This window comes from Tolypothrix sp. PCC 7601 (assembly GCF_025677855.1).
In the GTDB taxonomy this organism is placed as follows: domain Bacteria; phylum Cyanobacteriota; class Cyanobacteriia; order Cyanobacteriales; family Nostocaceae; genus Aulosira; species Aulosira diplosiphon.
The window spans coordinates 3,487,005-3,500,479 of sequence record NZ_CP064879.1 but is presented as its reverse complement, the minus strand read 5'-3'; the positions used below and the strand labels follow the sequence as shown (position 1 = coordinate 3,500,479).

The following is a 13,475-nucleotide window of genomic DNA, read 5'->3' as shown; positions in this document are numbered from 1 at the left end:
CGCCTTCCTTTCACCAACTTCCCCCTTCCAGGGATGCCGTGAAAAACTTATACAATCAAATGAGATGAAAATCTTCCCTCACCTGGCTCTCAATTAAACTAAAAAGCTAATTCCATCAAGATTAATTGCATATTTTTTTATTATTGATACAACCCTATGGATGATCGAGAAGCACTACAGCGCACTCTCAACCGTGCCCGTCGCGCCCTCCAGATAATAGAAGAAGAAAAAGCTAGTTATGGCATTCGAGTTCCAGTAGATTTGCAAATCGAACTCGAAGAAAAACAAAAAGAAGTCGCTAGCCTAGAAGCGCGATTAAATCAGTTACAGGGAAACCGCACCGTAGCTGTACCTGATAACCTCCCCCGCTATAACGATGTATTTGTCGGACGCAAAGCAGGGGAATAATTTTTAATTCGTAATTCGTAATTCGTAATTAAAGCCTTTCCCCTTTGCCCTTTCCCAAAGAATCAAATTGTCAACTTGAAGATTAATCATGACTAACTACACCCTACAAGCAAGCCGTGAATGGTGGTCACAAAGATGGCTCGATTTATTAGATTCCTATCGCTTTAAAAAACGCTTAGAACGCGCCAGAAATTATTCCCGTCAAGGAAATGTCCTCAGCATTGAATTTAAAGGAGCCAAAGTATTAGCCAGGGTACAAGGTAGCGAAGCAGAACCTTATAAAGTTTCTCTTTCTTTAGACCCATTCAGCGATGAAGAATGGAGTTATGTAATTGAAACCATGTCCAAAAAGGCGATTTTTGCTGCTAAGTTATTAGCCGGAGAAATGCCCCAAAATATAGAAGAAGTCTTCACCGCCAATGGACTTTCTTTATTTCCCTTTACCCTATCAGATGTCCGCAGTAAATGTTCCTGTCCTGACAAAGCCAATCCTTGCAAACACGTAGGTGCAGTATATTATCAATTAGGCGATAGATTCAGCGAAGACCCATTTGTACTATTCAAATTACGCGGACGCACCAAAGAGCAAATTATCAGCGATTTACGCCAATTACGTAGCGCTAAAATAGATATTTCATCAACAGAAACATCTGATATTCAACAGCCAGTTACCAATAATCAAAATACAATTAAACTTGACTCATTCTGGCATTACAATGAACCGCTTGATTCTTCTTTAGTCGTCATTGCTCCCAGTGGTAGCGAAACTGTATTAGATGTATTAGGCCCCATTCCCCTAGCCAAAGAAGAAGAGAACATCGGTAATTTAACCTCTAGCGATGTCGTCATGAAATATTTGCAGACAGTTTACCAAGATGTTAGACAAAAGGCAGTTTTAGCCGCAATGAATGTAGGAGGGGCTTAATACAGCATTCTTCAATTTAGCTTTGAAAATGGGCATGGGGCATTGGGCATTGGGCATGGGAAAAAGAGATTTTTATACTTGGTGGTGAAATTTTTTCATTGGGACTGCCTCCTGCCTTATTTTCAAGTGAGGTAATCATGGAAAAACCCACGCCCAACCATGAAAATCTGCCTTTCCCATGATGGCACTTGCCTGTCCTGTTGGAGACGCTACCTGTAGCTTGCTTCCCCACAGGGGTACAAGTCGGGTAACCCGCCCACGGCACTGCCTCCCCAATGCCCCATGCCCCATTACTGATAAAATGCGGATAATGCGTTATACTTCGTTAACGCCCCTATAATAACCACAGGGGTAATTTTGGTTGGAAAGTTTTCACCTCAAAAACCGAAAAATAATTTTACATTCGGGGTTGTATTTATTACAGGTGGTTGAATGCTATAAATTGCAGAGTAATCTGGTCAAACCCACATGGAAGCCCAAACTAAAGTTATTTCGGTACAATTATCTGATGGTACAAATGTAAGAGTCGAAGCCACCCTCATTGGTGAGCGTAAATTGACTATCCCCACTCGACCTTTTAAAGAAGTCACCATTGCCATCGAATCTCTTAGTAGGGATATTGCAGAAGTTATCCAGAAAGTGAACCCCGATAAGGCTAGCGTAAAATTTGGTGTAGAAATTAGTCTAGAATCAGGTAAACTCTCACCTATATTAGTTAAAGGTACTTCTACAGCCAATCTGGAGATTACTTTAGAATGGGGACAAACTCCTATGGAAGAACTAAAAATTCCCAATTCCATAGTTAAGCAGGAATCTCCTCTCAATATGGGCGCTTAGACTAAGGGCTAAAAGTTTTATTTAATACTTAACACTCAGATTAGGGATTTCTACAGGTTGGTTAGTTTGATTGTTTTATTGTCCAAACTCTAATCGTGCCTTTTCCACTAAATCTGCTGTGATGACATTTTGCTTTGCTTGACGAGCTAGCTGCTCAATTCGCGCTTTTGCTGGTGTGCGGACAAAAAAAGGAATATTTTTGAGTTTTTCTTTTGCTTCTGCTGTCCACCCCAATGAATCTGAAAATTTTGGTTCACTCATAATTTAGTATCCTTTTTTCAGTAATACCAAGTATTGAAATAAATTTTGTACACCTTTCTTAATGACCTAAATTATGTCATGTGGCGGCAACAGCAAATCAAAATAAAATATAAAATACTCAGTAAATAACGAGTCTCTGGGAATTACCAAAGATTGAAAGGTTAGGTAGCAATATAGTTCAGTGAAAGATAATTTTAGGTTGTGTTGAGCGATAGCGAAACCCAACAAAGCCGCTTTGATGTTGGGTTACCCTACGGGAAAAGTAAAATTTTACTGGGCACGTAAATTTTCAGGAAAATTACTCAATATCCTTCCATATCTGCTTCAGAGGAATGCTTGTTACAAAATCTATTTAGAGACAGAGTATTACTGTTGAATTTGTTTGTTTTGAAAGAGTTGGTGAGAATAACCTCATCCTCCTAAATCGCGTAGCAATGCTTCTACCCTAGTTACACCATCAAAGTCATTCTTTCTTTGATATAAATCACGAGCTTTGTTGAGTAAGGTAGTGGCTTGTTTGCTTTGCCGTCTTTGCTTATACATTGAACCCATTAACTCATAGGTTTGGGCATTGTTGCGATCGATATTAATTGCTTGTTCGTATGCCCAGTTAGCTGCTTCGTAGTCTCCTAGACGAGCCTGAGTGACAGCTAATCCTAAATAAGCATTCAGATTGTTACGGTTTAATTGAATAGCGCGGCGATAAGCTTCTTTTGCTCCAGGAGTGTCGCCCATATTACCTTTGATGTAACCCACGGCGTAATAAAAATCGCCGTTATTGGGAGTAATAGCTAGGGCGCGACGATAAGCTCCTAGTGCTGCCTGAAAATTTCCTTGTTGAGCATATAAATAGCCAATTCCTGAATGAATTTTGGCATTTTTAGGTTCAAGGCTGGCTGCTTGTTGATAAACAGAGATTGCCCCATTATAATCACCAGCATCTACTAGCCTCCGCCCTTCTTCTAGCAATTGCTTAACTTCTGGATTTCTGGCTTGAGATAACAAAACTTGTGCTTGAGCCGCAGGAGATATAGGAACGACAAAACTTCCTAATAGCAGCAGACTTACTATAAATGATATCCGTTTGTACACAGTAAATTTCCTGATTTTATAGGGAACTTTTTTCTTGTACATTAAAACAGAAATATTTCTTTTTGAAAACTGTATTTATGCCATTTCATGAAATATTAATAATTTCACATAAATACTCCGGGTATCAATAAGATGAAACCGAGATTTTACGTAAATTTTGAGGATGAAGTATTTAAAAACAGGTATTTCTACATATATATTTAGGCGAGTAAGAGAATCCTGTGTTTAGAGAGGAGGTTAAAATTATACTTTGGCGATAAATTTAGGTATTTTAGAGAGTCCCAATTAAAAAAATATTTCATTGCTGTATAGATAGGGGAACAGGGCGCAGGGGAATCAATTTGAGATTTTATATTGCCGATTTTAGATTGAATCCAAAACTGATTGACGCTTATAGCTAAGACTGAGAGTAAACCAAATTTTTAGTTAAAAATCTTACCTCTTTTTGGGAAGACTGAGAAAATATTTATACCCTAAGCAACAGGCAAGCTAGGTATAAAACTATCCTCCAAGGATAGGTTTAGGTAACGAATTGTAGGCTTTAATTCATTATTCATAACTGATAATTTTCTGGGTGTTGATATTTCTCCCTATCGAGCCATTGCTAGTTAAGATATATCTCACCTGCAAAATGTTCCTGCATTCCTCATTGGCTACTCAAGACCATACTTGGTCAAAAATCAACTGAGACTATTTTTGAGGCAAAATTTATGATTTTAACCACAACTGATGTGATTCAAGGAGCTGTTATTCAGTCCTATTTAGGCATTGTTACAGCAGAAGTTGTGTATGGTAGCAACTTCTTAAGAGATTTTTTAGCTAGCATTCGCGATATTGTTGGCGGACGCACCGGTAGCTATGAACGTCTTTTTGAACAAGGTCAACGTAAAGCATTAGAGGAATTACAACAACGTGCAATGCGTTTAGGAGCAGATGCTGTGATTGGGATTGAAATTGATACTGGTACAATCAATGTCGATCAATCGGGTGTGCTGCTATTAATTACTGCCACAGGCACAGCTGTAAAGATTCGTTAGTTTAAGTTTCATCTCGAACAATGTAAAAAAAGATTCTCGAGATTCTAGATAAGTTCGAGAATCTGTACTTATTTATTTTTAGAAGCTAGATAAATATGATTTGGCAATTCTTTTTACTTTATAAAATTTTATAGTATATTCTTGATATTAATTATTTCAAAGACTTATTAATTTATTCAAAATAAATAGTCTTGATAAAGAAAACATTTAGCTTTATTTCTTATAGAAATTCTCTTTGATTTATTCCTACTAAAGATAGAGTACCTAACTCTTTCTGTTGATAGATAGAAAAATTATATTTAGCAATTTAATTTATAGACATCAAGTTTAAATATACCTGGAAAAGCTTTACTGAAGCATTAAGGGAGAAAATAGTCTATGTCATATGCAAATCGAGTAGGCGACCAAGTAATTCCACCTGAGCAAGTTGTAACTGGTAGGGTTGCTGATTATCACGATTTGGTGCGTTGGGGGCCAATTATCTCTGGTGTGTTAGTTGCCTTAGTTACACAATTGATTTTAAGTGCATTGTTTGGTGCGATCGGTGCTGGTAACGTTGCAGGTTCAGGCGCACCAAGAACTATTGCGCCTAATGTGGCGAGTAATGTGGGTCTTTGGTCAACTATCGGTTTGTTGATTTCTTTATTTACTGGTGGTTGGGTGACAACTCGCGCTTGTGGCCCAATGAACCGGAATACAGCGTTGCTTAATGGTGCAATTCTTTGGGCAACTACTTTAGCACTTAGTTCTTGGTTGTTAGCAAGTGGGGTATCAGGTGCTTTTGGTGTTGCAGCTTCTAATGCCGCAGCAGTTCTCAACCAAACCCAACAATCGATTACCAATGTGCCACAAAATGTTCCTAACGTAACTGCAGAACAAGCTCGTGATATTGCTGCGGCTACTTCCAGAGGCTTGTGGTGGTTTGTTTTTGGTTCTTTGTTAGGTTTATTAGCTTCGCTAATTGGCGCTGTTGCTGGTGCGCGCAAACCTAGGACTACTACTTACACCACTGAGGTTAGATAAGAAGGCTCGTAAATAATACTGGATTGATTGTTATAGCGCCTTTTTTAAGGTGCTTTTTGATGGTTAACTTTGATTTGCCATTTGTTGCTATCACGGTGAATGAAGCTTAACCATTAAATTTGTAGGGATGATTCTAAAGAATTTCCAGGACAGATCGTCTTTAGCGATCGCTCTAACTTTCTATAGGCCTAGCTATGGCACAATAAAGAACGGTAATAAGAAAAATATTGATAAGGTAATTTAGTGAGTCCTACTGCTCAAACCACAGCGAGTACGCGACGTGTGGTATTTCCGTTTACAGCTATTGTTGGTCAGGAAGAAATGAAACTGGCTCTGCTGCTGAACGTGATTGACCCCAAAATTGGTGGTGTGATGATTATGGGCGATCGCGGTACTGGTAAATCCACAACTATCCGGGCCCTGGCCGATCTGCTACCAGAAATCTCTGTTGTTGCTAATGACCCCTTCAACAGTGACCCCAGCGACCCCGACTTGATGAGCGATGAAGTTCGCCAAATGCTGGAACAAGGGGTAGAAATCCCCACAGTTCCTAAAAAAGTGCAGATGGTAGATTTACCTTTAGGCGCTACAGAAGACCGGGTTTGCGGTACCATCGACATCGAAAAAGCTTTGTCTGAAGGTGTAAAAGCCTTTGAACCAGGACTTTTAGCCAAAGCTAACCGGGGTATTCTCTATGTGGATGAAGTGAACTTGCTAGATGACCACCTAGTAGATGTATTGCTGGACTCTGCTGCTAGTGGTTGGAACACTGTAGAACGGGAAGGTATTTCTATCCGCCACCCCGCCAGATTTGTACTTGTCGGTTCTGGTAACCCTGAAGAAGGTGAACTGCGTCCTCAACTTCTCGATCGCTTTGGGATGCACGCAGAAATTCATACAGTGAAAGAACCAGCTTTGCGGGTGCAAATCGTAGAGCAAAGGTCAGAATTTGACCAAAATCCCCCAGGGTTTCTTGAGAAGTACCAATCCGAGCAAGAAGCACTACAACAGAAAATTGTCAATGCTCAAAACTTGTTACCCCAAGTTACCAGTGACTATGATTTGCGGGTGAAAATTTCGGAAATTTGTTCGGAACTCGATGTAGACGGCTTGCGAGGCGACATTGTAACCAACCGCGCCGCCAAAGCTTTAACCGCATTAGAAGGACGTACCGAAGTTACAGTTGATGACATCCGTCGTGTAATTACCTTATGTCTGCGTCATAGACTACGGAAAGACCCCTTAGAATCCATTGATTCTGGCTACAAAGTGGAAAAAGCTTTTGCGAGAGTGTTTGGTGTGGAACTTCCAGAAACTGATGCAGCACAAAAGAATGGTACTGGTCAAAAGTTAGGGGCTAGAGGTTAAAGTCAAAAGTCGTAGAGACGCGATTAATCGCGTCTGTACAAAAGTCAAAAGTCAAAAGGTTTGTATATTAAGGCTTTTGGCTATTTGAAATGGTTACTCTGTTGAGGCTGGATTGTACTAAAAGGGTGTCGCTAAATCAACATAGACACCGGATCAGCTTTCCGCAGAGTAGCCCGCTTGTGCGGGCCGTGAAGATTTAATTATGTAAGTCTAAGCTTACAACCTGTAATACCAAATCAAATAATATTTGCGACACATCAATAATATTCTAGAGGGCAGGGCAATGCCCGTGCCCCTACAGTCTGTCGCATTCTTTTTTCAAATTGGTATAACTATTTCTCACAACTCAGCACTCAGCACTCAGCACTTAAAACTCTACACTCAAAAGCTATGAGATTTTGGCATTTTTGGTTAAACAGCTTTATTGTATCCAGCCAATACAACCCACCCCGGTTTGTAGAGTTATTAATGTTAATGCTAGCGATCGCAATGCTAGGGATGGCGACTATTTTGCCAGAAAGTCCACCTTATTTAGTGCTGGGTTTGAGTTTGGTAGTTGGGGCATCGATTTCTATTTTAGTCAGAGAAGCGATCGCTCCCTCTCCTCAAAGCAAAATTACCCAATTCACAGCATTACTCTTGCTCTTAATTAGCCTCTATGGTTTTGCTGACTTGCTGCAAACATTTTGATTAGGTTGGCGAAATTAAACATAATTGGCTAAGGTTGTCATTCTTACAAAGTTCTGATCGGAGGAAACCTCCGCTCAGACTTTGCGCTTTGTCCTTAGTCATTTGTCATTTGGTGTTTGGGGTTGAGTATTCGGAATTAGACATTGCTTATTTCCCCTGGCTAATACAGCAAGAGGGAACATTGCTTGTTGAGTGCATAGTCTACTTACCGGAAACTAAATCGTTGGAAATCAACCAAACTAGGTTACGAAACGTCAATAGGTTTGAAACCCTTACAAATGACCAATGACAAATAACAGCCAACTATCTTTAATTTCACCGCTCTACTTAGCTTTAACTTCAAGAAAGCTAAAGAGACGCTAAAATCAATTCAGCCTTTGTATTGTAGCGGTTGTGTCCCACATCACGCAGAGTACGGTTCACTGCATAAATCCTGATTGTCAACGTCCTTATCCCCAACCTTGGGGAAACAAGTTTTGTAATAGCTGTGGCGCACCGCTACAGTTGTTAGATCGCTATGTGCCTATTCAGCCTTTAGGATCGGGAGGATTTGCCCAAATTTATACAGTTTGGGATGTTAAAACTCAAACAGAAAGGGTGCTGAAGGTATTAGTGGAAAATTCCGCTAAGGCGCTGGATTTGTTTAGACAAGAAGCTTCAGTTTTAATTAATTTACGGCATCCGGGAGTACCAAGAGTAGATGCTGATGGGTATTTCCTCATAAATTTGACTAGTCCCCAACAACACCAACTACCTTGTTTGGTGATGGAAAAAATTAATGGACAGACTTTAGAAGATATCCGCAAAAACTATCCTCAAGGCTGTCCAGAAGAGATGGTGCTGAACTGGTTTACGCAAGCTGTGGAAATTTTGCAAGAATTGCACAAACGCCAGATTATTCACCGGGACATCAAACCTTCTAATTTGATGCTACGCAACTCTTTGTCCAATTCACCTGTTAAAAATCAGCTGGTGTTAATTGATTTTGGCGGAGCAAAACAATTTAGAGATTCTCAGCCGCGTTATCAATCTAGTTCAACTCGCTTATTTTCTTCGGGTTACAGTCCCCCAGAACAAGTGAGTGGTGGTAATGTGGGGCCGAGTGCTGATTTTTATGCCTTGGGTAGAACGATGATTGAGTTACTCACAGGCAAGTATCCGCCAGAATTAGAAGATGTGCAAACTGGGACGTTGCAATGGCGAAATCGGGTGAATATTAACCCCAAATTTGCAGATTTGTTGGATGAGATGGTGCAAGAGGATGTGCGATCGCGTCCTACAAGTGCAAATATCATTAAAAAAAGATTGACGCAGCTTTCTTCTGTCTCACTACAAGAGCAGTTATCTTCTTTACTGCAAAATACTAATCAGCAAGTATCTACTAAACTGACTCTGTTCACTCAATCCCTAGAAAGAGTAGTAGGAAAATTTACTAAAGCTGTAAGTAAAACTACGCTTTTGATTATCAAGGCGATCGCGCAATTTTTGCTCGCCTGTATCATCACAATCTGGTCGATGATATTAACGGGAATGGGTGCAGCAGTAGGAGCGATCGCAGGTTTCTTTTTAGCCTACCGCACAGTTTTAGGCGATCGCGTGGCGCAATTTATCTTTCTGCAAGTACCTGGCTTATTTCCTGACAACCAAACTGTCTTAGCATCCGAAGTGTTGATTTTTGCCGCCGCAGGTTTAGGAACTGCATGGGGACTGACACTAGCTGGTGGTTTTGCCCAACGCAGGCGGTTTTTGGTGGTGTCGTTAATGGGTACAATCAGCTATGGTTTAGGCTGGCTAGCTTTGCAATTAACCATCCCCAAAAACAGCAATGAAGGCTTGGTAGTTTCAATTGTGTTTGCAATCTTCCTGCTCACATTGAGTTTAGGGCTTCGCAGTCATCGCATAGTCTACGCTGTCATTACATCTTTGGGAACTGCACTAATTTTTGCGGCTTTAATTCGCTTAGAGTTACTACCAACTATCTTCCAATTTTCCACCCCACCCCGATGGCCAGAATTATTACCACCAATGATTTATTTTGCGGTTGAGGGCATTTTTCTCAGTTTTTGGCTAGGTGTGAGTTATTACCTCATCGTCCCTGGGTTGCGCTTGTTAGGTTGGCGTTAGGGATTTTCAACTAAAAAATATCTTATCGCTATGTAAGAAAAAGGAGCAGAGGAAAAAAAATTCTGATTTCTTTTTCGCTCTCAAAATTGGATATTTATACCAAATCAAATAATGTTTGCGACACATCAATATATTCTAGAGGTCAAGGCAGTGCCCACCTGTGTCAACTTAACGTGAAACCCTTACCAAAACTCGATTTTGAATTCCTTTGCCTACCATCAAGATCCGCGTTACCCCACCCCAGTTTTGTCTAAAGCCAAAACGTCCCCTCCCCGCGCGCGGAGAGAAGTTGCGTGCGGTGAACCACTTGCGGTGGACGGGTTTCCCGGCATAAGCAAAGTGGTGAATCCAAAGGAGGGTTCCCCCCGTTGAGCAAACTTCGGGGGAGGGGATTGAGGGGAGGGGTAAAATGCTTGTGGGGTAAGCTTTTGAACTTAAGTTGACACTAATGGGCAGTGCCTTGCCCCTACAATCTGTCGCATTCTTTTTTCAAATTGGTATTATTTTTTAGAGTTCCCTGAATAGAGGATTATGTAGCAATACAGTTCAGTTAAGAAAATTAATTGACAAAAAAACCAAAAAACTAGTTACTCAACAAAAAACTCGACAATAATTTTGGAGGGGGTTTGGGGGACGCAACCGTCACCCAATCGGGGGTTTGGGGGAGAATCCCCCAATTGAGCTAGCTTTTACACAACTGACAAATCAATAAAATTTTGCCTTGATATTAAACGTCTGCCGTAGGTTCTAATAACTGAACCGTAGCTGATGGCGCTGCTACTTTAACTGACTGTTTTTTGCTAAAAGTCAGCCCAGCTTCACCTTTATCAATGAAAATTGTGTCTCCAGGAATAAAGGTATTTTCCAGTAGCTTGGTAGCAATGGGGTTTTCGACTTCACGCCTAATTGCCCGTTTTAGGGGACGTGCGCCATAAACTGGGTCATAGCCTGTTTCTACGAGGTAGTCACAAGCCGCTGCGGAGATATCAAAAGAGATTTTTTGCTCTTTGAGAAGATTCTCGACGCGTTTGAGTTGAATGCGGATGATATGACGCATTTCTGAACGGCTGAGGGTGTGGAAGATAATAATGTCATCCACACGGTTAATAAATTCGGGGCGGAAGTGCGATCGCAAAGCGTCGGTTACCCGATTTTGCATCATTTCATACTTGGAGTCGTCACCAGAGACATCAAGAATATGTTCGCTACCGATGTTACTGGTCATGACGATTACAGTGTTGCGGAAATCCACTGTTCTGCCTTGAGAATCAGTAATTCTACCGTCATCTAAGACTTGCAACAAAATATTGAAGACATCGGGGTGGGCTTTTTCCACTTCATCCAGCAGCACCACCGAGTAAGGATGACGGCGCACGACTTCGGAAAGCTGACCGCCTTCTTCATAGCCTACATACCCTGGAGGCGCGCCAACTAAACGAGAAACCGAGTGTTTTTCCATATACTCGGACATATCCAAGCGTACCAAAGCATCATCAGAATCAAAGAGAAACTGTGCTAAAGCGCGGGCTAGTTCAGTTTTACCTACCCCTGTCGGCCCCATGAACAAAAATGAACCAATAGGACGACCGGGGTCTTTCATCCCTGCCCTAGCACTACGAATGGCGGCGGCGACGGCGGCGACGGCTTCATGTTGACCGATAACTCGTTCATGCAAATGGCTCTCTAATTGCAGTAATTTCTGCCTTTCCGATGCCATCAGGCGATTTACCGGAATTCCTGTCCATTTAGCGACGATTTCCGCAATATCTGCCTCTGTTACTTGTTCACGCAGCAGTGTAGAACCTGAGCTTTGGATTTTTAACAGTTGTGCTTCTTTAGCTTCGCGATCGCGCTGCAGTCCCTCTAATTTGCCATACTTCAATTGAGCAGCTTTGTTAAGGTCATAGTCACGTTCGGCTTGCTCAATTTGCACTCGCAAAGCGTCTTCTTCTTTCTTTAAAGCACTAATCGCTTCTAATATCTGCTTTTCACCTTGCCATTGGTCATTAAATTTTTGCTGCTTGGCAGTCAAAGTGGTAATTTCTTGCTCAATACGCTGCAAACGTTCTTTGGTTTGAGCCGTACCTTTGTCTTCCCCAGCTAACGACAGCTTTTCCATTTCTAGCTGCATTAAGCGCCGATCAATTGTTTCCAGTTCTGCGGGTTTGGAGGTAATCTCCATTTTCAGCTGGGCTGCGGCTTCATCTACTAAGTCAATGGCTTTATCTGGTAAAAAGCGATCGGAAATGTAACGCGCTGACAATGTAGCTGCAGCTACGAGTGCGGAATCGGAAATTTTGACGTTGTGATGAACTTCGTAACGTTCTTTTAGCCCCCGCAGAATCGAAATGGTATTTTCAACGCTGGGCTGATCGACAAATACCTGCTGGAAGCGGCGTTCTAAAGCTGCGTCTTTCTCAATATGTTTGCGGAACTCATCTAAGGTTGTTGCCCCAATACAGCGTAATTCGCCTCGCGCCAGCATCGGTTTGAGCAAATTACCCGCATCCATTGCCCCTTGCTGGCTAGAACCTGCACCAACAACGGTATGCAGTTCGTCAATAAACAGTACTATTTGACCGTTTGATTCTGTAACTTCCCGCAAAACTGCTTTTAAACGGTCTTCAAACTCACCACGGTATTTAGCTCCAGCAATTAAACTACCAATATCTAAAGAAATTAGCTGGCGGTTTTTCAACGATTCGGGAACGTCACCGTTTACCATGCGCTGTGCTAAAGCTTCTGCGATCGCAGTTTTACCTACCCCAGGTTCACCAATTAAAACGGGATTATTCTTACTCCGGCGCGATAATACCTGAATAACCCGGCGGATTTCATCATCACGCCCAATTACGGGGTCTAGCTTCCCTGCTTTTGCTTGTTCTGTTAAATCTCGGCCAAATTTTTGCAAGGCTTCGTAGCGCGACTCGGGATTTTGATCGGTAACTTTTTGGCTACCGCGCACAGTTTTAATTGCCGCCTCTAGCTTACTACTATCAACATTAAAGCGTTGGAGGAGCTTCCGCCCGACGCGATCGTCTTCAGCAAAAGCCAGCAGCATATGTTCTATAGAGATGAAGCCATCTTTCATCCGCACTCGACTTTCTTCGGCGCGATCGAGTAGAACATCTAAACTCCGTCCTAGATAAAGTTGATCGCTTTTCCCCACCTTGGGTTGACGTTTAGTAAAAGCTTCCAGTTGTTCTTGCAAGGCTACTGGATCAACCTCACCTCGAGCGAGAATACGTATTGCAATGCTAGTAGGTTCTTCTAGCAAGGCAATCATTAAATGCTCAACATCTAGTTGCTGTTGTTGATAAGCACGGACTATATCCTGAGATTTCACGATCGCTTCCCAGGCTTTATCAGTAAATTTATTAGGATCTGTAGGTTGCATCTTTAATAATTTTCAGGTTGAGATTTCAGAATTTTGCCGCCAGTGGAAGAGTTTCTTTTACGATGTGGCGCGATTTTAGTTTAGAAATTGCCGTTTGGGGAAGGATAAAGGCACAAAAAGCTCAAGATAGTTAGCTTAGTCGTGGTCATAGCCGAGAATTAAAACTGTGCTACTTCATATTTCATACTTCCTGCTTTGCTACTAGTTTCCCCCTAAGTAAATATCGAAACATCATTCTTATGTATCAGCTTGTATCTCTAGGTGCAATTTAAAGTTGCTAATTTATCAGCGATAGTGTGACTGACTTCTATAC

General features: G+C 41.5%; 11 protein-coding genes. 8 read left to right on the top strand and 3 right to left on the bottom strand.

The genetic code is table 11. The features are described from left to right. Window positions 1–156 precede the first annotated feature (156 nt). The 3 genes from HG267_RS14655 (at window position 157) to HG267_RS14645 (ending at window position 2,170) form a co-directional block, all read left to right on the top strand. A complete protein-coding gene (locus HG267_RS14655) occupies window positions 157–408 on the top strand; it encodes a hypothetical protein (RefSeq protein WP_045872641.1) in 252 nt (83 codons plus the stop codon). Between the two features lie 88 nt (window positions 409–496). Further along, a complete protein-coding gene (locus HG267_RS14650; RefSeq protein ID WP_045872640.1) occupies window positions 497–1,333 on the top strand; it encodes an SWIM zinc finger family protein in 837 nt (278 codons plus the stop codon). A gap of 468 nt (window positions 1,334–1,801) precedes the next feature. After that, window positions 1,802–2,170, top strand: a complete 369-nt coding sequence (locus HG267_RS14645; protein ID WP_228045575.1) for a CU044_2847 family protein — start codon at window positions 1,802–1,804, stop codon at window positions 2,168–2,170. Between the two features lie 75 nt (window positions 2,171–2,245). Here the strand turns inward: HG267_RS14645 and HG267_RS14640 are convergent, their stop codons facing one another. Beyond that, window positions 2,246–2,431 carry a PCP reductase family protein gene (locus HG267_RS14640; protein ID WP_045872639.1) on the bottom strand — a complete coding sequence of 62 codons (186 nt, stop codon included), beginning with the start codon at window positions 2,429–2,431 and terminating at the stop codon, window positions 2,246–2,248. Window positions 2,432–2,842: 411 nt separating this feature from the next. After that, window positions 2,843–3,523 carry a tetratricopeptide repeat protein gene (locus tag HG267_RS14635; RefSeq protein ID WP_045872736.1) on the bottom strand — a complete coding sequence of 227 codons (681 nt, stop codon included), beginning with the start codon at window positions 3,521–3,523 and terminating at the stop codon, window positions 2,843–2,845. Between the two features lie 710 nt (window positions 3,524–4,233). Here HG267_RS14635 and HG267_RS14630 point away from each other — a divergent pair. From HG267_RS14630 to HG267_RS14610, 5 genes are all read left to right on the top strand, one after another. Further along, on the top strand, window positions 4,234–4,560 hold the full coding sequence (locus HG267_RS14630; RefSeq protein ID WP_045872638.1) for a YbjQ family protein: 327 nt from the start codon (window positions 4,234–4,236) through the stop codon (window positions 4,558–4,560). Window positions 4,561–4,938: 378 nt separating this feature from the next. After that, window positions 4,939–5,583 (top strand): hypothetical protein, encoded by a 645-nt coding sequence (locus HG267_RS14625; protein WP_045872637.1) that lies wholly within the window; start codon window positions 4,939–4,941, stop codon window positions 5,581–5,583. A gap of 243 nt (window positions 5,584–5,826) precedes the next feature. Next, complete coding sequence (bchI, locus tag HG267_RS14620) at window positions 5,827–6,951, top strand: magnesium chelatase ATPase subunit I (RefSeq protein ID WP_045872636.1); 1,125 nt, start codon at window positions 5,827–5,829, stop codon at window positions 6,949–6,951. A 390-nt stretch (window positions 6,952–7,341) separates the two neighbouring features. Next, a complete protein-coding gene (locus HG267_RS14615) occupies window positions 7,342–7,641 on the top strand; it encodes a hypothetical protein (RefSeq protein ID WP_045872635.1) in 300 nt (99 codons plus the stop codon). Between the two features lie 393 nt (window positions 7,642–8,034). Beyond that, window positions 8,035–9,765: a serine/threonine-protein kinase gene (locus HG267_RS14610; protein WP_071989453.1), complete on the top strand. Its 1,731-nt coding sequence runs from the start codon at window positions 8,035–8,037 to the stop codon at window positions 9,763–9,765. Between the two features lie 727 nt (window positions 9,766–10,492). On the opposite strand, the gene clpB is transcribed toward HG267_RS14610, so the two are convergent. After that, window positions 10,493–13,162 carry an ATP-dependent chaperone ClpB gene (clpB, locus tag HG267_RS14605; protein ID WP_045872633.1) on the bottom strand — a complete coding sequence of 890 codons (2,670 nt, stop codon included), beginning with the start codon at window positions 13,160–13,162 and terminating at the stop codon, window positions 10,493–10,495. Window positions 13,163–13,475: the final 313 nt, after the last annotated feature.